Source organism: Caulobacter sp. DWP3-1-3b2, from assembly GCF_049896325.1.
Lineage (GTDB): Bacteria > Pseudomonadota > Alphaproteobacteria > Caulobacterales > Caulobacteraceae > Caulobacter.
Window position 1 is genome coordinate 1 of record NZ_JAFCUB010000021.1, and the last position, 24,270, is coordinate 24,270.

The 24,270-nt window shown below is 66.4% G+C and carries 26 protein-coding genes; 11 read left to right on the forward strand and 15 right to left on the reverse strand.

What is annotated here, in order from left to right; all coding sequences use genetic code 11:
• Positions 1 to 305: 305 nt before the first annotated feature.
• Entirely contained in the window at positions 306 to 1,763 is a 1,458-nt protein-coding gene (locus tag ACP7AG_RS13690) for a coniferyl aldehyde dehydrogenase (protein ID WP_426031484.1), read from the reverse strand.
• A gap of 177 nt (positions 1,764 to 1,940) precedes the next feature.
• Here ACP7AG_RS13690 and ACP7AG_RS13695 point away from each other — a divergent pair, with 177 nt between their 5' ends.
• The gene (locus tag ACP7AG_RS13695) at positions 1,941 to 3,002 is read left to right on the forward strand and encodes a diguanylate cyclase domain-containing protein (RefSeq protein ID WP_426031486.1); all 1,062 of its coding nucleotides are present in this window, start codon (positions 1,941 to 1,943) and stop codon (positions 3,000 to 3,002) included.
• A 71-nt stretch (positions 3,003 to 3,073) separates the two neighbouring features.
• Complete coding sequence (locus ACP7AG_RS13700; RefSeq protein WP_426031488.1) at positions 3,074 to 3,877, forward strand: enoyl-CoA hydratase/isomerase; 804 nt, start codon at positions 3,074 to 3,076, stop codon at positions 3,875 to 3,877.
• Between the two features lie 5 nt (positions 3,878 to 3,882).
• On the opposite strand, the gene ACP7AG_RS13705 is transcribed toward ACP7AG_RS13700, so the two are convergent.
• Positions 3,883 to 4,278 carry a DUF6165 family protein gene (locus tag ACP7AG_RS13705; RefSeq protein ID WP_426011520.1) on the reverse strand — a complete coding sequence of 132 codons (396 nt, stop codon included), beginning with the start codon at positions 4,276 to 4,278 and terminating at the stop codon, positions 3,883 to 3,885.
• The gene (locus ACP7AG_RS13710; RefSeq protein ID WP_426031490.1) at positions 4,278 to 5,255 is read right to left on the reverse strand and encodes a glycosyltransferase family 9 protein; all 978 of its coding nucleotides are present in this window, start codon (positions 5,253 to 5,255) and stop codon (positions 4,278 to 4,280) included. The genes ACP7AG_RS13705 and ACP7AG_RS13710 overlap by 1 nt, the downstream gene beginning before the upstream one ends.
• Positions 5,256 to 5,351: 96 nt before the next feature.
• Here ACP7AG_RS13710 and ACP7AG_RS13715 point away from each other — a divergent pair, with 96 nt between their 5' ends.
• From ACP7AG_RS13715 to ACP7AG_RS13725, 3 genes are read left to right on the forward strand one after another with little or no spacing between them, the layout of a single operon-like run.
• Positions 5,352 to 5,912: a TetR/AcrR family transcriptional regulator gene (locus tag ACP7AG_RS13715; RefSeq protein ID WP_426011522.1), complete on the forward strand. Its 561-nt coding sequence runs from the start codon at positions 5,352 to 5,354 to the stop codon at positions 5,910 to 5,912.
• A 12-nt stretch (positions 5,913 to 5,924) separates the two neighbouring features.
• Complete coding sequence (locus tag ACP7AG_RS13720; protein ID WP_426031492.1) at positions 5,925 to 6,704, forward strand: lysophospholipid acyltransferase family protein; 780 nt, start codon at positions 5,925 to 5,927, stop codon at positions 6,702 to 6,704.
• Positions 6,701 to 7,018: a hypothetical protein gene (locus ACP7AG_RS13725; protein ID WP_426031494.1), complete on the forward strand. Its 318-nt coding sequence runs from the start codon at positions 6,701 to 6,703 to the stop codon at positions 7,016 to 7,018. Before ACP7AG_RS13720 ends, ACP7AG_RS13725 begins: the two co-directional genes overlap by 4 nt.
• A 203-nt stretch (positions 7,019 to 7,221) precedes the next feature.
• Here ACP7AG_RS13725 and ACP7AG_RS13730 read toward each other — a convergent pair whose 3' ends face one another.
• The 9 genes from ACP7AG_RS13730 to ACP7AG_RS13770 form a co-directional block, all read right to left on the reverse strand.
• The gene (locus ACP7AG_RS13730) at positions 7,222 to 7,629 is read right to left on the reverse strand and encodes a HesB/IscA family protein (RefSeq protein WP_426031496.1); all 408 of its coding nucleotides are present in this window, start codon (positions 7,627 to 7,629) and stop codon (positions 7,222 to 7,224) included.
• Positions 7,630 to 7,789: 160 nt separating this feature from the next.
• Complete coding sequence (locus tag ACP7AG_RS13735) at positions 7,790 to 8,134, reverse strand: SUF system Fe-S cluster assembly protein (RefSeq protein WP_426031498.1); 345 nt, start codon at positions 8,132 to 8,134, stop codon at positions 7,790 to 7,792.
• A gap of 5 nt (positions 8,135 to 8,139) precedes the next feature.
• Positions 8,140 to 9,354 (reverse strand): aminotransferase class V-fold PLP-dependent enzyme, encoded by a 1,215-nt coding sequence (locus ACP7AG_RS13740; RefSeq protein ID WP_426031500.1) that lies wholly within the window; start codon positions 9,352 to 9,354, stop codon positions 8,140 to 8,142.
• A gap of 163 nt (positions 9,355 to 9,517) precedes the next feature.
• Positions 9,518 to 10,549, reverse strand: coding sequence for a Fe-S cluster assembly protein SufD (gene sufD, locus ACP7AG_RS13745; protein ID WP_426031502.1), 1,032 nt, complete (start codon positions 10,547 to 10,549; stop codon positions 9,518 to 9,520).
• A gap of 169 nt (positions 10,550 to 10,718) precedes the next feature.
• Positions 10,719 to 11,465 carry a Fe-S cluster assembly ATPase SufC gene (gene sufC / locus ACP7AG_RS13750; RefSeq protein WP_426031504.1) on the reverse strand — a complete coding sequence of 249 codons (747 nt, stop codon included), beginning with the start codon at positions 11,463 to 11,465 and terminating at the stop codon, positions 10,719 to 10,721.
• Complete coding sequence (locus tag ACP7AG_RS13755; protein WP_426031506.1) at positions 11,465 to 11,785, reverse strand: hypothetical protein; 321 nt, start codon at positions 11,783 to 11,785, stop codon at positions 11,465 to 11,467. Before ACP7AG_RS13755 ends, sufC begins: the two co-directional genes overlap by 1 nt.
• Positions 11,782 to 13,251 (reverse strand): Fe-S cluster assembly protein SufB, encoded by a 1,470-nt coding sequence (gene sufB / locus ACP7AG_RS13760; RefSeq protein ID WP_426031507.1) that lies wholly within the window; start codon positions 13,249 to 13,251, stop codon positions 11,782 to 11,784. Before sufB ends, ACP7AG_RS13755 begins: the two co-directional genes overlap by 4 nt.
• Entirely contained in the window at positions 13,251 to 14,384 is a 1,134-nt protein-coding gene (locus tag ACP7AG_RS13765; RefSeq protein ID WP_426031509.1) for a cysteine desulfurase family protein, read from the reverse strand. Before ACP7AG_RS13765 ends, sufB begins: the two co-directional genes overlap by 1 nt.
• Complete coding sequence (locus ACP7AG_RS13770) at positions 14,381 to 14,881, reverse strand: Rrf2 family transcriptional regulator (RefSeq protein ID WP_426011533.1); 501 nt, start codon at positions 14,879 to 14,881, stop codon at positions 14,381 to 14,383. The genes ACP7AG_RS13765 and ACP7AG_RS13770 overlap by 4 nt, the downstream gene beginning before the upstream one ends.
• Before the next feature lie 201 nt (positions 14,882 to 15,082).
• On the opposite strand from ACP7AG_RS13770, the gene ACP7AG_RS13775 reads away from it, so the two are divergent.
• Together ACP7AG_RS13775 and ACP7AG_RS13780 are read left to right on the forward strand one after the other, a co-directional pair.
• Positions 15,083 to 15,736 (forward strand): alpha/beta hydrolase, encoded by a 654-nt coding sequence (locus ACP7AG_RS13775; RefSeq protein WP_426011534.1) that lies wholly within the window; start codon positions 15,083 to 15,085, stop codon positions 15,734 to 15,736.
• Between the two features lie 326 nt (positions 15,737 to 16,062).
• Positions 16,063 to 17,343 (forward strand): NAD(P)/FAD-dependent oxidoreductase, encoded by a 1,281-nt coding sequence (locus ACP7AG_RS13780; RefSeq protein ID WP_426011535.1) that lies wholly within the window; start codon positions 16,063 to 16,065, stop codon positions 17,341 to 17,343.
• Positions 17,344 to 17,636: 293 nt separating this feature from the next.
• Here ACP7AG_RS13780 and ACP7AG_RS13785 read toward each other — a convergent pair whose 3' ends face one another.
• Positions 17,637 to 18,755: an anhydro-N-acetylmuramic acid kinase gene (locus ACP7AG_RS13785; protein ID WP_426031511.1), complete on the reverse strand. Its 1,119-nt coding sequence runs from the start codon at positions 18,753 to 18,755 to the stop codon at positions 17,637 to 17,639.
• Between the two features lie 192 nt (positions 18,756 to 18,947).
• On the opposite strand from ACP7AG_RS13785, the gene tyrS reads away from it, so the two are divergent.
• The 4 genes from tyrS to ACP7AG_RS13805 all read left to right on the forward strand — a co-directional run bounded on the left by tyrS (position 18,948) and on the right by ACP7AG_RS13805 (position 22,622).
• The gene (gene tyrS / locus ACP7AG_RS13790) at positions 18,948 to 20,276 is read left to right on the forward strand and encodes a tyrosine--tRNA ligase (RefSeq protein ID WP_426031513.1); all 1,329 of its coding nucleotides are present in this window, start codon (positions 18,948 to 18,950) and stop codon (positions 20,274 to 20,276) included.
• Between the two features lie 54 nt (positions 20,277 to 20,330).
• Positions 20,331 to 20,792 (forward strand): peroxiredoxin, encoded by a 462-nt coding sequence (locus ACP7AG_RS13795; protein ID WP_426011538.1) that lies wholly within the window; start codon positions 20,331 to 20,333, stop codon positions 20,790 to 20,792.
• Positions 20,793 to 20,995: 203 nt separating this feature from the next.
• Positions 20,996 to 22,150 (forward strand): peptidoglycan DD-metalloendopeptidase family protein, encoded by a 1,155-nt coding sequence (locus ACP7AG_RS13800; RefSeq protein ID WP_426031515.1) that lies wholly within the window; start codon positions 20,996 to 20,998, stop codon positions 22,148 to 22,150.
• Positions 22,131 to 22,622 (forward strand): bactofilin family protein, encoded by a 492-nt coding sequence (locus ACP7AG_RS13805; protein WP_426011540.1) that lies wholly within the window; start codon positions 22,131 to 22,133, stop codon positions 22,620 to 22,622. The genes ACP7AG_RS13800 and ACP7AG_RS13805 overlap by 20 nt, the downstream gene beginning before the upstream one ends.
• A gap of 36 nt (positions 22,623 to 22,658) precedes the next feature.
• Here the strand turns inward: ACP7AG_RS13805 and ACP7AG_RS13810 are convergent, their stop codons facing one another.
• Together ACP7AG_RS13810 and prfB are read right to left on the reverse strand one after the other, a co-directional pair.
• The gene (locus tag ACP7AG_RS13810) at positions 22,659 to 23,048 is read right to left on the reverse strand and encodes a VOC family protein (protein WP_426011541.1); all 390 of its coding nucleotides are present in this window, start codon (positions 23,046 to 23,048) and stop codon (positions 22,659 to 22,661) included.
• 73 nt (positions 23,049 to 23,121) lie between these two features.
• Positions 23,122 to 24,235 (reverse strand): peptide chain release factor 2 gene (gene prfB / locus ACP7AG_RS13815; RefSeq protein WP_426011542.1). Its coding sequence is split into 2 segments (ribosomal slippage): positions 23,122 to 24,165 and positions 24,167 to 24,235, totalling 1,113 coding nucleotides; the frame shifts between segments, so codons are not numbered across the junction.
• Between the last annotated feature and the right edge of the window lie 35 nt (positions 24,236 to 24,270).

Here is a 24,270-nt window from a genome sequence, read left to right on the forward strand (position 1 = left end):
AAGCCCTCAATCGCCGTCCCTCGAGACAAACGGTTTCGCGGAGCGGTCGGTCCACGCCGAAACGCAAACTCTAAACCCACGGTCATCCGGGCTTGGCCCGGCCGCTCCGCGCCTCCTCAACCCCCTTTCGGGCCATCCTGTCAGGCGACGAAGCCGTGTGTTCTAAGCCCCCCCGTAGGGGAGGTGTCGGCGAAGCCGACGGTGGGGGGAGTGATCGGATGACGGCCGGACCTGCGATCGACGATCCAAAACCTCCCCCCACCGGTCGCTGCGCGATCGCCTCCCCCACGGGGGGAGGGCCTTTCTTACCGCTTGATCTGGCCCGCCAAATATTTTCGGATTGCCGCCCCGTATGGCGGCCGAAGCGCCAGCATCGGGCCGATGTCCTTCTTCAGCTGCTGGAACACCGCCTTTTTGTGGCTGAACTCCATGAAGCCGTCGCGACCGTGATAGCTGCCCATGCCGGCAGGGCCGACCCCGCCGAACGGCAGGTCTTCCTGGGCGACATGGAAGATCACGTCATTGATCGTCACCCCGCCGCTGGTGGTGCGGTTCAGCACCATGTCGCGTTCGGCGTCGTCGGTGCCGAACCAGTAGAGACCCAGCGGCCGGTCATGGCTGTTGATATAGTCCACCGCCTCCTCAACCTTGCCATAGGTCTTGACCGGCAGCAGTGGGCCAAAGATTTCGTCCTGCATCACCGTCATGTCATCGGTCGGATTGAGGATCAGGGTCGGCGGAATCTTGCGATGCTCCTGCTGGCTGAGGTCTTCGCCGGCCGGGTTGATTTCGACGATCGTCGCCCCCTTGGCCCGGGCGTCGTCGACGTGGCCTTTGATGCGGTCATAGTGACGCTGGGCGACCACAGCGGTGTAGTCGGGATTGTCCTTCAGGGTGGGGAAGCTGCGGCCCACGGCGGCCTTGGCCTCGGCCACGAAGCTGTCTATCTGGTCGGCCGGGGCCAGCACATAGTCGGGCGCAAGGCAGATCTGGCCGGCGTTAAGGGTCTTGCCCGCCATGATGCGCCCGGCCGCCACGGCCATGTCGGCGCCGCGCGACAGGATCACCGGGCTCTTGCCGCCCAGTTCCAGGGTCACCGGCACCAGGTTCTCGGCCGCCGCCCGCATCACGTGGCGCGCCACCGAGGTGGCGCCGGTGAAGATCAGGTGGTCAAACGGCAGGCTGGTAAAGGCCTGGCCGATGTCGGGTCCGCCGGTGATTACCGCAATCTCATCTTCGCTGAACGCCTTGGCGAACATCGTCTTCATCAGCTCGGAGGTGATCGGCGTGAATTCCGAGGGCTTGATCATCGCCCGGTTGCCGGCCGCCAGCACCCCGGCCAGCGGCGCGAAGGTCAGGTTGATCGGGAAATTCCACGGGCTGATGATCCCCACCACGCCCTTGGGCTGGTACAAGACCTCCGCCTTGGCCCCAAACAGGCCGAGGATCGCCGGCGTGGTCTTGCGCTTTTCCGGGCGCATCCACTTGGTCAGGTTTTCCTTGGCGTGTTTGAGCGGGCCAATCGAGGCAGCGATGTCGGTCAGGCCCGTGGCGTCCTTCGAACGCGACCCGAAATCGGCGTTCAGCGCATCAGCGATCTCGCCCTGGTGATCGACCAGCAGTCCGATGCAACGGTCCAGCCATTCGATGCGACCTTGCGCCGTTGGGGCGCCTTGTCGCAGGTGCGCGGCCCTCTGCAAGTCCAGCGCCCGCGACAGCGTGGCTTTGTGAGATTCAAGGTCGAGGTTGGCGGGCGCATTCACGGTCAGGTTCCTCCAAGCGGCCGAACGGCTCATCTTATCAGCGTTCACCATGGCGGCGACACGAAGAACACGCAAGTGAACGTCGTTCGTTCTTAACGGCTCGTTTGAACTCTTCAGCTTAGATGGCTGCACCTAGCGCGCGTCCGGGGCGGACGCCGCGCTGTTCGAGGATAAGAAATGTCCGACGTCGAGATCACACTGCGCGGCCCAGAGGCCTATAAGATCGCCGGCCGAGCGCTGGCCCTGATGGAACGTCACCAGGTCTGGCCGACCGCTCTGAATTTCGAACTGTGGACCCACTATGTCGCCGATCCCGATGGCGCCCTGGCCCGGGAATTGACCCGACTGATTTCGCTGGGCGAGCCGCTGACCGAACTGCTTAGCGAGGAACTGGCCGCCGCCTACCTGCCCAAGGCCAAGCTGAACGAACAGATCCGCGACGCCGGCGACCTGCTGAGCAAGGAACTGGAGTCGGTCTCCAAGGCCATCCAGAACGCCCAAAGCTCCAACACCGCCTACTCCAAGACCCTGGCCACCGCGACCAAGGCCCTGGACGGCTCCGACGACCTCGACCGCATCAAGACCGTGGTCACCGACCTGTCGGAAGCCACGCGCCGGGTCCAGAAGGAAAACGAGTCGCTCGAGACCCGCCTGGCCGAATCGACCGCCGAGGTCGATCGCCTGCGCGAGCATCTGGAACAGGTGCGCCGCGACGCCACGACCGACGGTTTGACCAATCTGGCCAACCGCAAGGCCTTCGACGAAGAGTTCGAACGCGCCTGTTCGGAGGCCGACGAAGCTGGCACCACCATCTGCCTGGCCGTGCTCGACATCGACCATTTCAAGCGTTTCAACGACACCTGGGGCCACCAGACTGGCGACCAGGTCATCCGCTATGTCGCGAGCGTCATCGGCCGCGTCGCCGCCCCGCCCCGCTTCGCCGCCCGCTACGGCGGCGAGGAGTTCGCGATGATCTTCCCTCGGGAATCAGCCTCGATCGTCGCCGGCACCCTGGAAGACATTCGCGTCGAGGTCTCCTCGCGCATGCTAAAGCGCCGCTCGACCAACGAGGACCTGGGCGCCATCACCATCTCGTCAGGCTTCTCCGAGCGTCGTCCGGGCGAGACCGGCCACTCGGTCATGGAGCGGGCCGATGCGGCGCTCTACACCTCCAAGCGCGGCGGCCGCAACCGCGTCACCGCCGCCGAGGCCAAGCAGGAATCCGCCAACGCGGCGTAATTCCGCTGGTGTTCCCCAAGGTTAGTCGCGCCTAGACTCAGGCCAACAAGCGACAGCCTTGGGAGGACGCCATGACCTACGAGAAGATCCGGCTTGAGGCTGCCGATGGCGTGGCCGTCGTCACCCTCGCCGATCCCTCCACCCTGAACGCCGCCAGCCTGGACATGGCCCGCGAGTTGGCCCACGCCTTCGGCTCGATCGCCGCAGGCAGGGTTTCGGCCCGCGCCGTGATCCTGACGGGCGAAGGCCGCGGCTTCTGTTCCGGCGCCAACCTGTCTGGCGGCGGCGCGGCGGGCCGCGAGGCCGACGTCGACGGCAAGCCCGACGCTGGCTCGGCGCTGGAAAGCACCTACAATCCGCTAGTCACCCTGCTTCGCGACTTCCCATTGCCGATCGTCACGGCGATCAATGGCCCAGCGGCCGGTGTCGGCTGCTCCATCGCCTTGCTCGGCGACATCGTCGTGGCGGCGCAGAGCGCCTATTTCCTGCAGGCCTTCCGCCGCATCGGCTTGGTGCCTGATGGCGGCTCGACCTACCTGCTGCCGCGCCTGGTGGGCAAGGCGCGCGCCATGGAGATGATGCTGCTGGGCGACAAGATCCCGGCCGCCAAGGCGCTGGACTGGGGTTTGATCAATCGCTGCGTCCCTGACGCCGAACTGATGCCGACCGCCGCCGCCATCGCCCAGGAACTGGCCGCCGGCCCGGCCGCCCTCTCGGCGATCCGCAAATTGGTTTGGGATAGTCTCGACGCAGACTGGGTGGGCCAACTCCACGCCGAGCGCCACGCGCAGAAGGCTGCGGGCAAGACCGATGACTTCCTGGAGGGGGTCGGCGCGTTCCTGCAAAAGCGCCCGGCGGCGTTCAGGGGGACGTAGGCGCCCTAATTCGCCAAATATGGCTTATGGCTCTTTTCCTCGACGATCTCGGACCCGGCCAGGGCGTTGATATCGCGCTTCACGGCGGCGCGGCGGTCGTTATCGATATAGACCCGGCGCGCCAGCTGGACGAAGTCCGGGCCGAAATCCTGGCGGCGCTCGCAGTCGCGCTTGCCATCCTCGATGTCCCACAAGGCAGCGTTTATCTCGGTCAACTCGGCGGTCAAACGCTTCAGTTCCGCCGAGGCCGGCAGTTCCCGCGTCGCGGTGGCTTCCAGCAGGCCCAACTCGGCCCTGACATTGGCCTCCTTGGCCGCGTCGCCGATCCGCGTCGCCTTGACGCGCAGGATCGTGATCTTGTCGATCAGTTCGCCGGCCGAGACGGGCGCGAGAATGGGCATCAAGAAACTCCGGCGATCAGGCGCTGCAGGGCCGCGTCCACAACATCGAGCGGCAAAGCGGCCATGCCCTGTCCGTAGTCTTCCGCGACGAGCAGCTCAAGCCGCTGAGCCGCGGGGCGGAATTTCACCGCCTTGCGGTGGTCCTGCTGCAGAGACAGGAGGGGTACGCCGCCAGCCGCCAGCATGTGACCTGGGCCCGCGTCATTGGCCACGGCGGCCGTGAGCCGTCCCGCTAACGCGATGGCCAACAATGGCCCCTTCACGGTCGGATAGTCGTCGGTGCGGTTCCATTCGGGCATCAGGGCTGTGGGTATGGCGTGACGAGCGACCTGGGCGTCGGCGGCCTCGTCGGGACCGAAGAACAACACCGCCTTGCGTCCCGAGGCCTCGAGGTTTCGCGCCAACTGCACATAGCGCTCCAGCGGCCAGCGTCGGTCCTTGCCGCCGGCGCCCGGCGCCAGGCCGATATAGGTCGGGCCCTCTGGCAGCAACGCCTTGGCGGCGGCCAGAGGGTCGGGGTGGCTTAGGACCAAGGGGCGAGGCGCGCCGGAGCCGTCGGTGGCCAGGGCCAGCAGTCTCGCCAGACGATCAACCACGGCGACGGGCCAGCCGGCCTTGCGCGCCTGGACTGCGGCCGAGACGAAGCGTCCGCCGCGCGACGCCCGCCGCGCCACGAGGCTGCGCCGCAGGTTTTCCTGGGTGTCGATCACCAGGTCGAAGGTTCGGCCGCTGAACGGCTTGGCCCAGGGCAGCAGGTCCGCCAGCTTCGCGCCGGTGCGACCCGTGGTCAGGATCTCGTCGATATAGCCATCGACCACGGCTTTTAGCGGGCCGGCATAGACCGTCTCGCCCTTGCCGGCGCACCAGGTGATCCGGGCGTCCGGAAAGGCCGCGCGCAGGCCGGCGATGAAAGGCAGTTTGATCAGCCCGTCGCCGATCACCTCGCCCATCGAATAGATCAGGACCGTTTGAACCATCGCCCGGCTTAGGCCCGCCCGCCCGCTCTGGTCAATGTCGCGGCGGCAATGTGAGTAATCACTTGCGCCAAGTCGCTACCATGTTAGCTTCGGCCCATGAACGCCAAGCCCAAGATCGAACGCGCCGCCCTCGAGGTCTTCGTCGAGCGCGGTGTCGATGCGGCCACCACCAAGCTGATCGCCGCGAAGGCCGGGGTGTCGGAAGGTGCGATCTACCGCCACTGGAAGAGCAAGGACGAACTGGCCCTAGGCCTGTTCATGGCCACCCACCGCCGACTATCGGACCTGATCACCGTCAACGCAGACCTGGCCGTCGGCATTCAGGCCAAGGCTGCCGCCGTGGTCCGAGCCTATTGCACGGTGGCCGACGAGGACTGGCTGCTGTTTTCGTTCCACCTGCTGCAGCTTCACCATTTCCTGCCCTACTACCAGGAAGACGGCCGCGACCCGGTGACCATGGTCGAGGCCCTTATCAAGCGGGCGATGATGGACGCGCAACTTCCTCCGGCCGACCCGCGCGTCATTGCCGCCATGGCCATCGGCGTGATCACCCAGACCGCCCAGAACAAGGCCTATGGCCGCCTGGGCGACGACGCCCTCTCCGCCCACGCCCCCCTGATGACCGCGGCCGTCCAGGCCGTGCTGTCGGCTCGCTAAGGATCAAGACCCATGCGCAGCGCGCTGTTCAATATCTACTATTGGGTTCTGTCGATCTTCTACGGCCTGTCGGCCGCCCTCTCCGCCCTGCTCCCGGGCCGCAAGCCGGTCGCCTTCGCCCTGCGGCTCTACAGTCAGCGGATGATCTGGGCGCTGCGCGCGATCGCCGGCGTCAAGATCGACCTCAAGGGCCAGGAGAACCTGCCCCAGGGCGCCTTCATCATCGCCGCCAAGCACCACAGCTGGGGCGACGGCTTCGTGATGTTCGCCAATGTCGAGAACCTCAGCTTCGTCACCGGCGACCATCTGGAGAAGTTCCCGCTGGTCGGCGCGATCCTCAAGAAGCTGGGCGCCATCGTCGTCGACAGCTGCGGCGGGCCCGAGGCCCGCAAGGCCCTGTCGGAGAGCGCCGCCCAAGTCGCCGCCGAGGGCCGCCGCATCCTGATCTACCCCGAGGGCCACCTGGCCGCGCCGGGCGAGCGGTTCCGCTACCGCACCGGCGTCTATTATATGAGCCAGGATTTCGGCCTGCCCGTCGTGCCGGTGGCGACAAACCTGGGCTGCTTTTGGAAGCAGCAGGACAAGGCCAAGACCGCCGGCCAGGCCACGGTCGAGTTCCTGCCGCCGATCGCTCCGGGCCTTTCGAAGGCCGAGTTCATGGCTAGGATGGAGGAGGTCATCGAAACCCGCACCAACCAACTGATCGCCCAGGCGCGCGGCGAGCCGGTCAAGTCGTCGGTGCTGGTGGAGTGGAATGGGCGGAGGAATGTGACGGTGGCGACGACCGCATGATCGCTCCTAATCCCAACTGGTACAGAACCCGTCTATTGGCCGGTCCTTACGGCGCCGCCGCGATGCTTTTCGCTGTAACCTGGTTGGGCGGCGGGCTCATCGGCGCGGATACCGAACCAAACGCTCGCACTTGGATACTGGCGGCTATCGTAGTGCTGACCTTCGTTGGCTGGGTGGCGGCAATGATCACCGTGTTCCGACGTCTGGGAAAGTGGGGTCTGATCGCCGCGCCTAGCGCCCTGCTCGTGGGGCTAGTCGCGACAGGCATCCCACTGTTCGCCGGCGCCTGTGCGCTGGCTCAAGCCTGTATCTGAGGCCTGGATTTCAACCGGGCAGTTTACCGGGACCGCGACCAACATCCTCTCAGTCCGCCGCTTGGCGAAGTGCTTCTGGGCGCACGGCGCCGAGCAGATGAGACCGGTGTCCGACCAGTAGAGCGGCGCCTCGTCCTCGTGGCGAAACGCCGGCGCGCCCCAGGCCAGGCCGCATTCGACGCAGGACGGCGTCCGGGCCAGCATCAGTCGTTCAGCTCGGCCGCCGGCTGGATCGTCACGCTCTCGCCGCAGCCGCAGGCGTCGGTTTCGTTCGGATTGTTGAACACGAACTTCGACGACAGCTTGGTGGTCTCGTAGTCGATCGTGGTGCCGATCAGGAACAGCACGGCCTTGGGGTCGATCAGGATGGTGACGCCCTGATCCTCGACCACCTCGTCGATCGGCCCCCGCTCGGCGGCATATTCGAAGATGTATTCCGAGCCCGCGCAGCCGCCATTCTTCACGCCCACCCGCAGGCCGGCATAGGGCTTGCCCGGCTCTTCGACCGACTTCCGGTCCATGATCTCCTTGACCCGCGCGGCGGCGGCCGGGGTCAGGGTGACGACCTTGGGGCGGGGGCGACGGGGGCGGAAAGAAACAGCGGCTTCCATATCGCGATCCTACTCTATCCGCTCATCCCGGCGAATGCCGGGACCCAGATCCCAAAACGCTGGGCTGACTGGATGAGCTCTGCGTTCCTGGCGCTAGTCTCAAAGCTATTGCATCTGGGTCCCGGCATGCGCCGGGATGAGCGGTGTTTGAAGGCTAACCTCAGAACATGTTCAGTTGAAGCTTGGCCTCGTCGCTCATCCGCGAGGGATCCCACGGCGGCTCGAAGACCAAGTCGACATGGCACGACTTGATGCCTTCCAGCTCCATGACCGCGTCGCGCACCCAGCCCGGCATCTCGCCGGCCACCGGGCACCCTGGGGCGGTCAGGGTCATGTCGATGGCCACGTCGCGATCGTCGCTGACGTCGACCTTGTAGATCAAACCGAGTTCGTAGATGTCGACCGGGATTTCCGGGTCAAACACCGTCTTCAGCTTCTCGACGAGTTGGTCGGTCAGCCGATCGAGCTCGGCCTGAGGGATCTTGCAGACAGCTTGGTCGGTCATGTCGCTCAACTGAAGAAACTGCGGGCCTTGGCCAGCGCGCTCACGAACGCGTCGGCCTCGGCCTCGGTGTTATATAGGGCGAAGGAAGCTCTGGCGCTCGACGTCACGCCAAATCGCGTCATCAGCGGCTCAGCGCAGTGGGTGCCGGCCCGCACGGCGACGCCGTAACGGTCCAGCACCTGGGCCACGTCATGGGCGTGGGCGCCCTCGACCACGAAGCTCAGCACCGCCCCCTTGCCAGGCGCCGTGCCGAGGATCCGCACGCCATTGACGCCGTCCAGCTGGTCGATCACCCTCTGGTAGAGGGCGTGTTCGTGGACGAAGGCCGCGTCGCGGTCGATGCCGTTCAGCCAGTCGATGGCCGCGCCAAGCCCGACGGCCTCGAGGATAGCGGGCGTGCCCGCCTCGAAGCGGTGCGGCGGGTCGGCATAGGTAATGAGGTCCATCGAAACCGAGCCGATCATCTCGCCGCCGCCCTGGTACGGCGGCAAGGCGGCCAGCCGCTCGGCCTTGCCGTACAGCACGCCGATGCCGGTCGGGCCGTACAGCTTGTGGCCGGAAAACACGTAGAAGTCGGCGTCCAGCGCCTTCACGTCGACCTTGGTGTGGACCACGCCCTGGCAGCCGTCGATCAGGGTCAGCGCCCCGGCCGCGTGGGCCAGATCCACGATCCGTAGCACGTCATTGACTGTGCCCAGCACGTTCGACATGTGGGTGACGGCGACCATCCGGGTGCGCTCGGACAGCAGGCCTTCATAGGCCGCTAGATCCAGCCGGCCGTCGTCGGTGACCGGGATGAACTTCAACACCACGCCATAGCGTTCGCGCAGGAAGTGCCATGGCACGATGTTGGCGTGGTGCTCCATCTCGGAGAGCACGATCTCGTCGCCGGCCTTGAGCGAGCGGCCGAAAGTGTCGGCGACCAGGTTGACGGCCTCGGTGGCGCTCTTGGTCCAGACGATTTCCGACGGCTCGGCATTGATGAACTTTGCCACGGTTTCCCGCGCATTTTCATAGGCCTGCGTCGTTTCATTGGCGAGCGTGTGCAGGCCGCGATGGACGTTGGCGTAGCTGGTGCGGGCCAGGCCAACCATGGCGTCCAGCACCGCGTCCGGCTTCTGGGCGCTGGCGGCGGTGTCCAGATAGATCAGCGGCTTGCCGTGCACCTGGCGCGCCAGGATCGGAAACTGGGCGCGGATGGCTTCGACGTCGAAGGCCATTATTCCTTCTCCCCTTGCGGGAGAAGGTGGCCCGCGAAGCGGGTCGGATGAGGGGTCGAAAGGCGGTTCAGCTGCGAGCGGCGGAAAGGTCCGCTCGACCCCTCATCCGTCGGCTGCGCCGACATCTTCTCCCGCAAGGGGAGAAGGAATGCGGAGGCGAACTTCATGCGCTTCTTCCCAGCTTTCTAGCGACCCAGGCCGCCGCCACGGCGCGCGCACCCTCATGCTCGATGCGCTCGACCACCTCGCCCAGGAAGGCCTCCGTCAGCATCGCCCGGGCCTCGGCCTCGGGGATGCCGCGCTGGCGGGCGTAGAAGATCGCCTCGTCATCCAGGGCGCCGATGGTGTTGCCGTGGGCGCAGGACACGTCGTCTGCGAAGATCAGCAGCTCGGGCTTGGCGTCGACCTCGGCCATGTCCGACAGGATCAGGGCGTGGTGACCCATGCGGGCGTCGGTCTGGTCGGCGCCGGGCTGGACAACGATCCGGCCCTGGAAGACGCCGCGCGCCTGATCGGCGACGACGCCCTTGGTCAGTTGGTTGGTGACGCCGTCAGCGCCGCCGTGGGTAACCACGGTGGTCTGGTCAGCGTGGCGCTGGCCTGCGAGGACATAGACGCCGTCCAGCCGCACCTGGGCGTGGGCGCCGGGGTGGTTGATCCGGGTCTCGATCCGCTGGCGACGGGCGCCGGCGGTTAGAACGGTCTGGTGGAAGGTCGCGCCGGGGGCGAGGTCGACCTCGGTGGTGACGATGTTGATGGCCTCGGCATGGTCGTCGATCATCACGATACGCTCGACGCGGGCGCCCTCGCCCACCGCGATATCCAGGGTGACATCCGACATGTACGCCCCGGCCCGGCCCTCGTGGCTTTCCAGCAGGATCAGGGTGGTGTCGGGCTCGACGACGACCGCATAGGCGGCGGCGTGGGCCGTGCCATCGCTCGCCGAGACGAAGCGCAGTGCGACGACGTCACCCGCACCGGACTGAGCGGCATGGCGCTGGCGACCGTTGACGAACAGGATTTCGCCCGTGGCCAGGCCGTCGAACGGCCCGGCGGCGACGTCGCCGTCCACCACCGGCGAGGCGGGCGGCAAGGCGCGGATCAGGCCGCGCAGGTCGGTCCAGCGCCAGTCCTCGTCGCGGCGCGACGGCAGCTGGGTCAGGTCGCCGGTCTTCAGGGCGGTGGCGAGGGTCATGCGAAAGTCCTCCCCCCATGGGGGAGGTGTCGGCTTAGCCGACGGAGGGGGGAGTGATCGGCATGCGACCGCATTCTGGATCGAGCGAGCCTAAGACTCCCCCCACCGATCGCTCCGCGATCGCTTCCCACAATGGGGGAGGACTTGTCCCGTGATACGGACGGAAGCATCACGCCGCCACCGTGTACTTGTCATACCCCTCGGCCTCGAGCTGCAAGGCCAACTCCGGCCCGCCCGAAGCCACGATCCGACCGGCGGCCAGCACGTGGACGCGGTCGGGTTTGATGTAGTCCAGCAGGCGTTGGTAGTGGGTGATGACCAGCATGCCGCGATCGGGGGCGCGCAGGGCGTTGACGCCTTCGGAGACGATCTTCAGGGCGTCGATGTCGAGGCCGCTGTCGGTCTCGTCGAGGATCAGGAACTTCGGCGAAAGCATCGCCATTTGAAGGATTTCCATCCGCTTCTTCTCGCCACCCGAGAAGCCGACATTGAGGCCGCGCTTTAGCATGTCGAAGTCGATCTTCAGCGAGGCGGCCTTCTCGCGGGCCAGCTTCAGGAAGGCCGGGGCGGCGATCTCGTCCTCGCCGCGCGCCCGGCGCTGGGCGTTCAGGGCGGTGCGGATGAAGGTCAGGGCCGGCACGCCGGGGATCTCCAGCGGATACTGGAACGACAGGAACACCCCCTTGGCGGCCCGCTCATTGGGCGCAAGGGCCAGCAGGTCCTCGCCGTTCAGGCTTGCCGTGCCTTCGGTGACCTCATAGCCGCCCCGGCCGGTCAGCACATAGGACAACGTCGACTTCCCCGCCCCGTTCGGCCCCATGATGGCGTGCACCTGCCCGGCCGGCACGTCGAGCGTCAGCCCCTTGAGGATCAGCTTGTCGCCGACATTGGCGTGGAGGTTCTGGATGGAGAGCATCAGCGCGGGTACTTTTCTTCGTTCGTCATGTGCAGGCGGAGATGGCGTTGGTCCTCATAGCCGAAAACCACGGCGACCGGATCCCAGTCGAGTTCGGGTTGCGCGACGCCGTCGGCGCGCTCGTTAAAGAACAGGATGGTGCCGGTGGTACCGGCGGGCACGATGTAGGGGGACTTTGGGTCGTTCTCAGGCACGATGTCGCGCAACAGAACGACGTCGTCATAAGCGCGCACTGCTTTGCCGTCAGCACCTCGGAACGAACCGTCCTGCGTCCAGCTGGTCGCTTCCTTTTCGATGTCGAAAACGCCCTGCAAGATCACCCGACTGAGCCTTCCAGCGAAATCGCCACCAGCTTCTGGGCTTCGACGGCGAATTCCATGGGGAGTTGCTGCAGCACGTCCTTGACGAAGCCGTTGACCAGCAGGGCCACGGCCTCTTCCTGCGACAGCCCGCGCTGCATCACGTAGAACAGTTGGTCGTCCGACAGCCGCGTCGTGGTGGCCTCGTGCTCGAACACCGATTGGCCGTTGCGGGCCTCGATGTACGGGACCGTGTGGGCCGCGCAGGTCTTGCCGATCAGCAGGCTGTCGCACTGGGTGAAGTTGCGGGCGCCCTTGGCCTTGGGGTGGGCCGAGACCAGGCCGCGATAGGTGCTGGTCGACTTGCCGGCGCTGATGCCCTTGGCGACGATCCGCGAGCGGGTATTTGCCCCCAGGTGGATCATCTTGGTGCCGGTGTCGGCCTGCTGATGGCCGTTGGTCACGGCGATCGAGTAGAACTCGCCCGACGATCCCTCGCCGCGCAAGACGCAAGACGGGTATTTCCAGGTGATGGCCGAGCCGGTCTCGACCTGGGTCCACGACACCTTGGAACGATCGCCGCGGCAGTCGGCGCGCTTGGTGACGAAGTTGTAGATGCCGCCCTTGCCGGTCACCGGATCGCCCGGATACCAGTTCTGGACGGTGGAATACTTGATCTCGGCGTCGTCGAGCAAAACCAGCTCGACCACGGCGGCGTGAAGCTGGTTCTCGTCGCGCATCGGGGCGGTGCAGCCCTCAAGATAGGAGCAATAGGCCCCCTTGTCGGCGATGATCAGGGTGCGCTCGAACTGGCCGCTGTCCTTGGCGTTGATGCGGAAATAGGTCGACAGCTCCATCGGGCAGCGCACGCCCGGCGGGATATAGACGAACGAACCGTCGCTGAAGACCGCGCTGTTGAGGCAGGCATAGTAGTTGTCGGAGGTCGGCACGACGGAGCCGAGATATTGCCTAACCAGTTCGGGATGCTCGCGGATCGCCTCGCTCATCGAGCAGAAGATCACCCCCACTGCCGCCAGCTCCTTCTTAAAGGTGGTGACGACCGACACGCTGTCGAACACCGCGTCCACGGCGTAGCGCGGCGCGCCGACCACGCCGGCCAAGACTTCCTGTTCCTTCAACGGGATACCGAGCTTGGCGTAGATGGCCAGGATCTCGGGATCCACCTCGTCGAGGCTGGCGATGCCGGCCTTCTGGGTCGGGGCGGCGTAATAGTAGCTGTCTTGGTAATCGATCGCGGGGAAGTCGACCTTGGCCCAGGTCGGCGCTTCCAGCTCTAGCCAGCGGCGGTAGGCTTCGAGCCGCCAGTCGAGCATCCACTGTGGTTCGTCCTTCTTGGCCGAAATGAAGCGCACAATGTCCTCGGAGAGGCCCTTGGGGGCGAACTCCTGGTCGATGTCCGAGGTGAAGCCGTGCTCGTATTTCTCAAGCGCGGCGACGGTTTTGACGGTTTCTCTAACTGCGGCCATCAAGCCACCTCCCGGCGACGGGCGCCGATACGCGAATAGGCGGCGAGCCAGGCGTCGCCGCAGGAAATCCAGTGTTGCTCGGTCGTGGCCCAGCCGCCGCTGACGCGCAGCGCGAAGGGGGCCAGGTCGGACCGGCCCATGGCTTCCACCACGCGGCTGGCCTTGACCTTGCCCGACGAGCAGGCGCTGCCGGCGCTGACCATCACGCCCGCCAGATCGAGGCCCATCACCTGAATCTGCGAGTCGAAGCCTTCGGCGGCGAGACAGAGAGTTTGGGGCAGGCGTTGCGCGCCCTCCCCGAGCATCACGCCGCCAGCCGCCTTGACCCGTTCGGCCAGGGCGTCACGCCATGTGCCTTGATCGGCCATCAGGGGCAAGTCCCGGGCAGCCGCGACCGCGGCGGCGCCGAACCCGGCGATCCCGGCGACGTTCTCGGTGCCGGCCCGGCGGCCGCGTTCCTGGCCGCCGCCGTGCTGCTGGCGCACCAGGGTGGCGCGCGTGCCGGCCACCAGCGCGCCGACGCCTTGCGGCCCACCCAGCTTGTGGGCCGACAGGGCCATCGTGTCGGCGCCCAGGGCGGTGAAGTCGATGGCGATCTTCCCGGCCGCCTGGACGGCGTCGACATGCAGCCAGCCGTCAGCGTCGCGCACCAGGGCCGACGCTTCAGCAACAGGCTGGATCACGCCGGTCTCGTTATTGGCCAACATCAGGCAGACGAGCGCGCGGCCGGGTTTGCACAGGGCCTCGCGCAGCCAGTCGAGGTCTGCGACGCCGTTGGTGTCGATCGGCATCACCTCGACCGGCAGGCCGGAGGCGGCGGCGGTCTGGGTGACGGCGTCGTGCTCGCCGGCGCTGACCAGGACTCGGTCGAACCCCGCGAAGGCGGCGCTGCCGATGGCCAGGGCGTTGGCCTCTGTGCCGCCGCTGACGAAGGTCAGCGAGCCCGGCACGACGTTGACCAGCGCCGAAACCTGGGCGCGGGCGGCCTCGACCAGATCCCGCGCGGTCCGCCCAACGGCGTGCACCGACGAGGGGTTACCGCCCAGATCGAAGGCGCGCTGCATCGCCTCGCGCGCCTCGGGGCGGAGCGGCGCGCTGGCGTTGTAGTCGAGATAGACGCTGGGCTTGCTCACGCGACCGCCATCTCCCGCGCCGACTTTTCCGGGTTGGGCGCCCTGTCCTTGAGCTTGCCGTTCAGCACGTCGGCGATCGACACGCTGGCAAGATAGCCGTGGATCTGGCGGCCCATCTCCTCCCACAGGTCATGGGTGAGGCACTGGGCGCCGCCGGCCATGCAGCCCTTTGGAGCGCCCTTGCTCGTCCCGCCAGTCTTTGACAGGCCGCAGCGGGTGGCCCGCAGGGGCTCGTCGACGGCCAGCACAATATCGGCGATGGCGGTGTCGCTGGCCTCGCGGGCCAGGCGATAGCCGCCGCCCGGTCCCCGGGCGCTGACCACCAGTCCCTTGCGGCGCAAGCGGGCGAAGAGTTGCTCCAGATAGGACAGCGAAATTTGCTGGCGGGCGGCGATCTCGGCCAGGGCCACGGCCCGGCCACCCTCGGCCTCCGCTTGGCGGCGCGCGAGGTCGGTCATGGCCATGACCGCGTATCGTCCCTTGGTGCTCAGGCGCATGCGCCTTATCTCCTTGCGGATTGACCGCGCATCGGCTTAGGCGTGTGCTACAAGCCGCGACTTCGCGCCCGGAGGTCTCGATCGAAGACCAAGGCGCGCGGTACGGATTTAGGAAGACCAAGCGCAGCGGTCAAGTATTCCTTCGCTCCTATGAGCGCGAGGAGCCGGACCTCGCGCCCCTTTTTGGATAGGGATCTTAGTATGCCTGACGTGATCTTGACCGGAGCCTCCGGCCGTATCGAGGGCCGCTATTCGCCGGGCAAGACCGCCAACGCGCCGATCGCCCTGATCCTGCACCCCCACCCCAAGGCGGGCGGGCACATGAACCATCCGGTCTCGGTGCAGTTGTACCACCTGTTCATGAAGCGCGGTTTCGCGACCCTGCGCTTCAATTTCCGCGGCGTGGGCCGCAGCCAGGGCGAGTTCGACGCCGGCATCGGCGAGTTGGCCGACGCGGCCACGGCCCTGGATTGGCTGCAGTCCAACAACCCGGCCGCCGCCCAGACCTGGGTCGCGGGTTACAGCTTCGGCGCCTATATCGGCATGCAGCTGCTGATGCGCCGTCCCGAAACCGATGGCTTCATCTCCGTGTCGCCGCCAACCAACATGTACGATTTCAGCTTCCTGGCCCCCTGCCCGGCCTCGGGCCTGATCCTGACCGGCGCGGCCGACACCGTCGTGCCGCCGGTCGAGGTCGAGCGCGTGGTCTCCAAGCTGCGCACCCAGAAGGGCATCGTCATCGACTATGAGGTGGTCGACAAGGCGACCCACTTCTGGGCCGAGCACCTTCCCAGCGTCGAGCGGAGCGTCGGCGACTATCTCGACAAGCGCCTGGCGATGACCCCGATCCCTTAGGCCTTGCGCCAGGTAACCACAGGTTACCGGTACCACGACGCTTGCGTCTCCGGACAACTCACCTTCATTCTTCGCCGAACGACGTTTGCGGAGAATGACGGTGAGCCTAACCATCCGACCGCTTTTGGGACTGCAGAACGGCGCGGCCGGACCGGCCGTGACCTCCCATGCCTGCCGCTTCCCAAGGAGCGAACCTCGACATCGCCCGCCACAGGGCCGCTGCTCGCGTGAGCCGCGTCAGGTTCGACGCCTCGTGCTGACCTGGCCTGACATCCGTCCAGCTTGACCTTATATTCACCAGCTAAGGAATTACTGGGATGGCGGGCATGCACTACGACATCGTCATCGTCGGCGGCGGGGCTGGCGGGCTGGAACTGGCGGCGCGTCTAGGACGCAAGCTCGGGCGCCAGGCCGGCAAGGAACGGGTGCTGCTGATCGACCGCTCCAGCTATCATATCTGGAAACCCACCCTGCACGAGGTGGCCGCCGGCACGCTCGACGCCCACCAAGAGGGCCTGTCCTATTCAATCCTCGGCCGCAGCAATCACTTCAGCTTCCTGCTCGGCGAACTGAACGACTTCGACCCCATCGCCAAGCGGCTGTCCCTGAAGCCCATTCTCGGCGAAGGCGGCAAGGTGCTGGTGGATGAGCGGAGCGTCACCTTCACCTGGGGCGTGCTGGCGATCGGCAGCGGCTCCAACCTGTTCGGCACGCCGGGCGCCGAGCAGGCCCATCTGTTGGAGCGCACCGAAGACGCCGAGGCCTTCCACACCCGCCTGCTGGCCGCCTTCATGAAGGCCTCGTTCTCGCCCGAGAAGATCATGAGCGTGGCCATCGTCGGCGGCGGCGCCACCGGGGTCGAGCTGTCGGCCGAGTTGATCGAGGCCCACCGTGAGCTGCTGGAAAGCATCGGCGCCGAGCAGCGCTTCCGATTGGACATCGCCATCGTCGAGGCCGCGCCGCGCATCCTGGGCGGCCTGCCCGAGAAGATCTCCGACCAAGCCACCATCGCCCTGGAGCGCAAGGGCGTGCGGGTGCTGACGGGGGCCAAGGTCCTGGCCGTTCATGCGGATCGATTGGAGACCAGCCTGGGCGAGACGTCGGCCGACCTGATCGTCTGGGCGGCCGGGGTCAAGGCGGCCGACACCAATACCGCCTACGGCCTGGAGACTAATCGCGGCAACCAGTTCGTGGTCAATGACCACTTGGAGACCTCGGTCGCCGACGTATGGGCGCTGGGCGACTGCGCCGCCGCGCCTTGGGTCGACGGAAAACTGATCCCCGCCCGCGCCCAGGCCGCGCACCAGCAGGCCAGCTACCTAGCCAAGGCCCTGATCGCCCGCCTCGGCCAGCGACGGATCGAGACGCCGTTCATCTACAGGGATTTCGGCTCGCTGGTGTCGCTGGGCGAGAACAGGGGGGTCGGCGCACTGATGGGCGGGCTGGGCGGCCCCAACTTCTTCGTCGAGGGCTTGATCGCCAAGTGGGCTTATATCTCGCTGCACCTGGATCATCATCGGGCGATCATGGGCACGCCCAAGACCGTTGTCCTGGCCATGGCCCGGTTGCTGCAGCAGCGGGTGGCGGGACGGTTGAAGCTGCATTAGGACGCTGCGAGCTTGACCTTCGCGACCGGCAGGCCGGAGGTGCGAGGCTCCAAGCCCCGCGCAGCGCTCGGGCTCGTCGAAACGGGACTAAACTCACACACTCCGGACGTCGTCCGGCGCTCCGCGACCCATTCCATCTCTTCAGCGGCAGCCCGCGTGAAGTTCTTCCCCCGTGGGGGAGGTGTCGGCGAAGCCGACGGTGGGGGAGCGATCGGATGACGGCCAGACCTGCGATCAAAGACCCCAAACCTCCCCCACCGACCGCCTCCCCCACGGGGGGACAACCTTATGGGCTAAGGCCGAACGATCCGTCCGCCCGTCATCGGGCTTGCCACCCCGGTGGTCCCCGGAAAGCTGATCGGCAGGCCCCGCGCCGTCCGGGCCGCCAGGAAGGCGAAGGCTTCGGCCTCGATGGCGTCGCCGCGCCAGCCCAGGGCGTCGGCCGAGACCACCTCGGAGACGCCGGCGAGGGCTTCCGACAGGCCCAGCATCATGTGCGCGTTGTGACGTCCGCCGCCCGCCACGATCAACCGTCTCGGCCGCGCCTCGACCGGCAGCCAGTCATAGGCCCGCGCCACGCTGGCGACGGTGAAGGCGGTCAGGGTCGCGGCGGCGTCCTCCAAGGACAGGACATCGACGATCTCGACCGGGAAGTCGAAGCGGTCCAGCGACTTGGGCGGCCTGGAGGCGAAATAGGGTCGGGCCAGCAAGGCCGCGAGCACGTCCCGATGAACCGTCCCGGCCATGGCCAGCCGCCCACCCTCGTCGAACCGCCCTGCCCCACGGGCCTGGACCACCAGGTCGATCATGCCATTGGCCGGTCCGGTGTCGAACGCCAGCAAGTCGCCATCCGCCTTCACGAAGGTGACATTGGCCACCCCGCCCAGGTTCAGCGCCGCCACTGGCGCGGCCAGGCTCGAGGCCCGGGTCCGGGCGGCGTGATAGATCGGGGCCAGCGGCGCCCCCTCCCCGCCGGCCGCGACGTCGGCGGTGCGGAAGTCGAAGGCCACCGGCCGGCCGCTGACCTTGGCCATGTGCTCGGCGTCGAGCAGTTGCACCGTGCGGCCAATCCGTTCGGCTGTCGGCCGTTCGTGCAGCACGGTCTGGCCGTGGACGCCCAGCAGGTCGAAATTGGTCCAGGTGAGCCCGTGCTCGGCGAGAAAGCTCTCGGCGGCCTGCAGGTGCTCGTCGGCGACGGCCCGCCGGGCCTCCGCGAAGATCGAAGGCTCGGGCTCATCCCGCGCCCAGCCGCGAGCGATCGCCGTGGTCTCCAACAGCAGCTCGCGAGTCGCCTCGCGCAGCTTGCGCTCGCCGGCCGGGCCGAAGGCCTGGATGTCCTCGCCGTCGGTGTCGAGCACCGCCATGTCGACGGCGTCGAGCGAGGTGCCGGTCATGAATCCCAGGATACGCATGGGCTGGTTGACTGCCACGGGTCGCGGCGGCTAGCTAGACCCCATGATCACCCCGCGCCTCACGACCCGCGCCTATTATCGCCCGCTGTCCTAGCGGAAACGCCGACCGATCACGTCGATGCGCCCGCCTCACCCGGCGACGCGTCAGCTCAAGGCGAACGTCTCCGGATCAAAATCCCAGGAGACCCGCCGATGAAACCCTCGCCACAGAACGCCGCGCCCGTGCTAGACGCGCGGTCACCAGAATTAGAGAGTCGAGCCATGTCCGCCGCCGCGTCCTTCAAGTCGGAATTCCTCCAGACGCTGCAGGCGCGCGGCTACATTCACCAGATCACTCACCCGGACGAATTGGACGCCGCGGCCGCCGGCGGGATCATCACGGCCTATGTCGGTTTCGACGCCACGGCTTCGAGCCTGCACGTGGGCAATCTGATCTCGATCATGATGCTACGGCGCCTCCAGCAAACCGGCCACAAGCCGATCGTGCTGATGGGCGGCGGGACCACCAAGGTCGGCGACCCTTCGGGCAAGGACGAAAGCCGCAAGATGCTTAGCGATGACGGCATCCAGGCCAATATCGCCAGCATCAAGCGCGTCTTCGAGAAGTTCCTGACGTTCGGCGAGGGTCCGACCGATGCAGTGATGGTCGACAACGACGAATGGCTGAGCAAGCTGGGTTATATCGAGTTCCTGCGCGAATACGGCACGCACTTCACGGTCAACCGGATGCTGGCCTTCGACTCGGTCAAGCTGCGGCTGGATCGCGAACAACCGCTGACGTTCCTCGAATTCAACTACATGCTGATGCAAGCCACCGACTTCCTGGAACTCAACCGCAAGCGCGGCTGCGTGCTGCAGATGGGCGGCTCGGACCAGTGGGGCAACATCCTCAACGGGGTCGAGCTGATCCGTCGCGTTGATCAGCAACCGGCGTTCGGCCTCACCACGCCACTGCTGACCACGGCCTCCGGCGCGAAGATGGGCAAGACCGCCGCCGGCGCCGTCTGGTTGAACGCGGACGCCTTGAGCCCCTACGATTATTGGCAGTTCTGGCGCAACACCGAGGACGCGGACGTGGGCCGGTTTCTCAAGTTGTTCACCGACCTGCCGCTGGCCGAGATCACCAGGCTGGAAGCCCTGCCGGGCGCGCAGATCAACGAGGCCAAGAAGGTGCTGGCCGACGAGGCCACGCGAATGGCGCACGGCGAGGAAGAAGCCCGCAAGGCCCGAGACGCGGCCGAGAAGGCCTTCGAGCAAGGCGCGCTGTCGGTCGATTTGCCAACCTTCGAGGTGCCTGTCGCGGACCTCGAAGTCGGCATCGTCCTGGCCAACCTGTTCGCCGACGCCGGCCTGGCCGCCTCGCGCGGCGAAGCCCGCCGCTTGGCCCAAGGCGGCGGCGTCAAGCTCAACGACAAGGCCGAGCCCGACGCCAACCGCCTGGTCACTTCGGCCGACCTGATCGATGGGGTGGTCAAGCTGGCGGCGGGAAAGAAGAAGATCGTGCTGATAAAGCCGGTGTAACAACCCGGAAGCGGCGAGGCCGCTATCCGGGGTGACAGGATTGTGGAGAGACAGATGCTTGAACCCGGCGATAAGGCCCCCGACTTCGATCTGGCCACCGACACCGGCCGCGTCAGCCTGGCGGCCCTGAAGGGCAAGAACGTCGTGCTCTACTTCTATCCGAAGGATGACACGGCAGGCTGCACATCGGAGGCCCTGCAGTTCTCGTCCGAGGTCGAGGAGTTCGCCAAGGTTGGCGCTCTGATCGTCGGGATTTCCAAGGACAGCGCCGCCTCCCACGCCAAGTTCCGCAAGAAGCATGACCTGACCGTCGATCTCGCCGCCGATACCACCGGCGAGATCGTCGAGGCCTACGGCGCCTGGGTGGAAAAAAGCATGTACGGCCGCAAGTATATGGGCATCGACCGATCGACCTTCCTGATCGACCGCGAGGGCGTGGTTCGCCAAACCTGGCGCAAGGTCAAGGTGCCCAACCACATCAAGGCCGTGCTGACGGCGGCGCGGGCCCTGAAATAACCGTGTGGCTTTGGCGCATCAACCGTGCGCTGATCGCAACACTGAGACGCTCAGACGATGACAAGATGTCTCTGACCGCGTTATCACTTGAATTGCATGAGGAATGTCACGCTGCGGGTTCACCCGGGCGCGAAGTGTCTTGCACGCTTCGGCTTTCTCGTTGCATATCGCCGAGACCTTGAAAACGGGGGTTTCCTAGGGCGATGGCGATCACGCGCTTCAAGCGACTGCGACAATCCCTGGAAGATCTGTTTCCGGAACGCCATCTGTACGTGCGCTCCGGCGGCGAGATGCGCGGTTATGTCTTCTCCACCGGCAAGCAGCTTATGTGCGCCACGGTGATCGCCGGCGCGGCCCTCTGGATGGGCGTCTGCACCGCGGCCATGATGGTCAGCGCCCTCTCCGTCAGCTCGACCGACCAGATGGTCATCAAGCAGAAGGCCTATTACGAGCGCCTCAACGCCGACCGCCAGGCCCGTTTGAACAGCGCGATGGTTCAGCTGTCGGCCAACAGCGGCTCGCTCGACGAGCTGGCTAATTCCGTTGAGAAGCGACATGCCGCCCTGGCCTTCCTGGTCAGTGATTTCCGAGGCGTCCCCGGCGCGTCCCAGGCGCTGCAGGTCGTCAAGCCGCACGTGCTCGGCGCCTCGCCGATCGAGCGCATCCAGGCAACGCGGATGGATCAGGAACGCTTGATCGACGCCGCCGAGACCTTCGCCAAGAGCCGTGCCGAGCGCCTGCGCCTGGCCATGCGGATGGCCGGCCTCGACGCGGGGTCGTTCACAGGCCGCAACGGCTCGTCGCTGGGTGGCCCGCTGATCGAGGCCAAGGACCCGCGGGCCCTGGCCGCCGTGCTCGATGTTGACGAAGACTTCGCCAGCCGCATCCAGCACGCCGCCACCGACATGTCGGACATGCGCCAGCTCAGCGCCGCCTCGCAGAAGCTACCCTTTTACCGCCCGACCAACAATCCGGCCTTGAGCAGCAGCTACGGCGTGCGGTTCGACCCTTTCACCCACCGTCCGGCCTTCCATTCGGGCCTGGACTTCCCGGGCGCCTTCTACACGCCGATCATGGCCACGGCCCCCGGCGTCGTGTCCTTCACCGGCGTGCGCTCGGGCTATGGCAATGTGGTCGAGATCGACCACGGCAACGGTTTCAAGACCCGCTACGCCCACCTCCAGGCCACTTCGGTCAAGGTCGGCCAGCGCGTGGCGATCGGTCAGCGCATCGCGGCCATGGGCTCGACGGGTCGATCGACCGGTCCGCATCTGCATTACGAGGTATGGGTCAATGGTCGGGCTCAGAACCCGAACCGTTTCTTGAAGGCTGGTGAGTATGTTCAGCAAGCAAGCTAAGGCGTCCAAGGGTCCGGCGCGCATCGAGCCGTTGCCCATGTCCATGGCTCCAGCCGCCGAGCCAGCGGCCCGCAAGGCCCCGCCCAAGGTTGCCTCGTTGATCTCTCCCGACATCACCATCGAAGGCGGCATCACCGGGGACGGCGAACTGCAGATTGACGGGATCGTGCGCGGCGACGTCAGGGTCGGTCGGTTGACCGTCGGCGAGACGGGCCACATCGAGGGCTCGATCTATGCCGAAGCGGTGGAAGTGCGCGGCCGGGTGGTCGGCGCCGTCACCGCCAAGCAGGTCCGCCTCTACGGCACCTCCTACATCGACGGCGACATCACCCACGAGCAACTGGCGATGGAAACCGGCGCCTTCTTCCAGGGCCGCAGCCTGAAATTCCAGCGTCCGGCCGCGCAGCCGCAGCCTGCTCCCACGCCCCAGGCGCTCGCCGCTCCTGCGCCGATCGCCAAGCCCGCCGGCTAGAGCATTTCCCGACCTGACTGCGTCAGGCCGTGAGCTCTAATCTTCTGTTTTGAGGCATTTTTCTTCACGCGAACCGGAACCACTTCGCTCGAAAAATGCTCTCGTCAGAGCCTCAGCGGCTGGACAGCACGAAGGTGTCGCCGGTCCAGATCGCGAAACTTGGCGAACGTCCCCCGAGGCTGCTTCTCGGGCGGCCCCTCGAAGACGCCCCCCCTTTTCGCTCATCTTGCGATAGGCGTGCTCGACGTCGTCGCAGGTGAACGAGCCGTTGAAGAACTTGCCGACGCGATCCTCTTGACCGTCCGGCGTGAACAGCGCAAGACCGGCCTCGGCCCCGGGAATTCTCAGCTTTATCCAGTGCTTGCCCGGCCCCACCAGCTGATCGGTGGCGACGCGCAGGCCCAACTTCTCGGTCCAGAAAGCCAAGGCCCGATCTTGGTCGCCGACTGCGACGCTGACAAATCCCGCTGACGCCATGGCGACGCCAGCAGGACTGAGATCAGGCGTCCCGCGTCGCCCCGACCCGCTGAGCCAGGGACGCGCCCATGAACTCGTCCAGATCGCCGTCGAGCACCCCCTGGGTGTCGGACGTCTCGACATTGGTCCGCAGGTCCTTGACCATCTGGTAAGGCTGCAGCACGTAGCTGCGGATCTGGTGACCCCAGCCGATGTCGGTCTTGAGGTCCTCCAACGCCTGCTGGGCGGCTTCCCGCTTCTGCAGCTCGGCCTCGTAGAGCCGGGCCCGCAGCATCTTCCAAGCTTCCTCGCGGTTCTGGTGCTGCGAGCGACCGGCCTGACAGGCCACGGCGATGCCTGTCGGAATGTGCGTCAGGCGAACCGCCGAGTCGGTCTTGTTGATATGCTGGCCGCCCGCGCCTGAGGCCCGGTAGGTGTCGGTGCGCACGTCGGACGGGTTGATGTCGATCTCGATGGCGTCGTCGACCACCGGATAGATCCAAGCCGAGGCGAAGCTGGTATGGCGCTTGGCGGCGGCGTCATAAGGGCTGATGCGCACCAAGCGGTGCACGCCGGCCTCGGTCTTCAGCCAGCCATAGGCGTTCGTGCCCTTGACCAGCAGGGTGGCCGACTTGATGCCGACCTGATCGCCGGAGGTCTCTTCCACCAGTTCGACCGTCATCTTGTGGGCGTTGGCCCAGCGGCTGTACATGCGCAGCAGCATGCCGGCCCAGTCGCAGGACTCGGTCCCACCGGCCCCGGAATTGATTTCGACATAGCAGTCGTTTCCGTCGGCCTCGCCCGACAGCAAGGCCTCGAGCTCGGCGCGGCCGGCCGTATCCTTCAGCGCCTTGAGTTGGGCGCGGGCGTCCTCCAGCAGGGCGTCGTCGCCCTCCATATCGGCTAGCTCGGCATATTCCAAGGCGTCCTTCAGTCCGGTCACCAGCACCTGAACGGCCTCGACGCGGGCGGCAAGGGCCGCGCGTTCACGCGACACCGCCTGGGCCTCGGAAGGCCGGTCCCACAGGGTCGGGTCTTCGACCCGGGCGTTCAGTTCATCGAGTTTGCGAAGCGCGACATCCCAGTCAAAGACGCCTCCTGAGCAGTCCAATGGACTGCTCGATGTCAGCCGCTGAGGCCTCGACATCCGGTCTCATCACGTAACTCCGTGACAGTGTTTAAGGGCGCGGGA

What these genes read in the sequence shown, in the direction of transcription:
- tyrS (WP_426031513.1), top strand. Translation starts at nt 18,948, where the DNA reads ATGAAACCCTCGCCACAGAACGCCGCGCCCGTGCTAGACGCGCGGTCA.
- ACP7AG_RS13720 (WP_426031492.1), top strand. Translation starts at nt 5,925, where the DNA reads ATGCGCAGCGCGCTGTTCAATATCTACTATTGGGTTCTGTCGATCTTC.
- sufD (WP_426031502.1), bottom strand. Translation starts at nt 10,549, where the DNA reads ATGACCCTCGCCACCGCCCTGAAGACCGGCGACCTGACCCAGCTGCCG.
- sufC (WP_426031504.1), bottom strand. Translation starts at nt 11,465, where the DNA reads ATGCTCTCCATCCAGAACCTCCACGCCAATGTCGGCGACAAGCTGATC.
- ACP7AG_RS13730 (WP_426031496.1), bottom strand. Translation starts at nt 7,629, where the DNA reads ATGGAAGCCGCTGTTTCTTTCCGCCCCCGTCGCCCCCGCCCCAAGGTC.
- ACP7AG_RS13715 (WP_426011522.1), top strand. Translation starts at nt 5,352, where the DNA reads ATGAACGCCAAGCCCAAGATCGAACGCGCCGCCCTCGAGGTCTTCGTC.
- ACP7AG_RS13705 (WP_426011520.1), bottom strand. Translation starts at nt 4,278, where the DNA reads ATGCCCATTCTCGCGCCCGTCTCGGCCGGCGAACTGATCGACAAGATC.
- ACP7AG_RS13775 (WP_426011534.1), top strand. Translation starts at nt 15,083, where the DNA reads ATGCCTGACGTGATCTTGACCGGAGCCTCCGGCCGTATCGAGGGCCGC.
- ACP7AG_RS13780 (WP_426011535.1), top strand. Translation starts at nt 16,063, where the DNA reads ATGCACTACGACATCGTCATCGTCGGCGGCGGGGCTGGCGGGCTGGAA.
- sufB (WP_426031507.1), bottom strand. Translation starts at nt 13,251, where the DNA reads ATGGCCGCAGTTAGAGAAACCGTCAAAACCGTCGCCGCGCTTGAGAAA.
- ACP7AG_RS13695 (WP_426031486.1), top strand. Translation starts at nt 1,941, where the DNA reads ATGTCCGACGTCGAGATCACACTGCGCGGCCCAGAGGCCTATAAGATC.
- ACP7AG_RS13795 (WP_426011538.1), top strand. Translation starts at nt 20,331, where the DNA reads ATGCTTGAACCCGGCGATAAGGCCCCCGACTTCGATCTGGCCACCGAC.
- ACP7AG_RS13770 (WP_426011533.1), bottom strand. Translation starts at nt 14,881, where the DNA reads ATGCGCCTGAGCACCAAGGGACGATACGCGGTCATGGCCATGACCGAC.
- ACP7AG_RS13735 (WP_426031498.1), bottom strand. Translation starts at nt 8,134, where the DNA reads ATGACCGACCAAGCTGTCTGCAAGATCCCTCAGGCCGAGCTCGATCGG.
- ACP7AG_RS13740 (WP_426031500.1), bottom strand. Translation starts at nt 9,354, where the DNA reads ATGGCCTTCGACGTCGAAGCCATCCGCGCCCAGTTTCCGATCCTGGCG.
- ACP7AG_RS13800 (WP_426031515.1), top strand. Translation starts at nt 20,996, where the DNA reads ATGGCGATCACGCGCTTCAAGCGACTGCGACAATCCCTGGAAGATCTG.
- ACP7AG_RS13700 (WP_426031488.1), top strand. Translation starts at nt 3,074, where the DNA reads ATGACCTACGAGAAGATCCGGCTTGAGGCTGCCGATGGCGTGGCCGTC.
- ACP7AG_RS13725 (WP_426031494.1), top strand. Translation starts at nt 6,701, where the DNA reads ATGATCGCTCCTAATCCCAACTGGTACAGAACCCGTCTATTGGCCGGT.
- ACP7AG_RS13785 (WP_426031511.1), bottom strand. Translation starts at nt 18,755, where the DNA reads ATGCGTATCCTGGGATTCATGACCGGCACCTCGCTCGACGCCGTCGAC.
- ACP7AG_RS13710 (WP_426031490.1), bottom strand. Translation starts at nt 5,255, where the DNA reads ATGGTTCAAACGGTCCTGATCTATTCGATGGGCGAGGTGATCGGCGAC.
- ACP7AG_RS13805 (WP_426011540.1), top strand. Translation starts at nt 22,131, where the DNA reads ATGTTCAGCAAGCAAGCTAAGGCGTCCAAGGGTCCGGCGCGCATCGAG.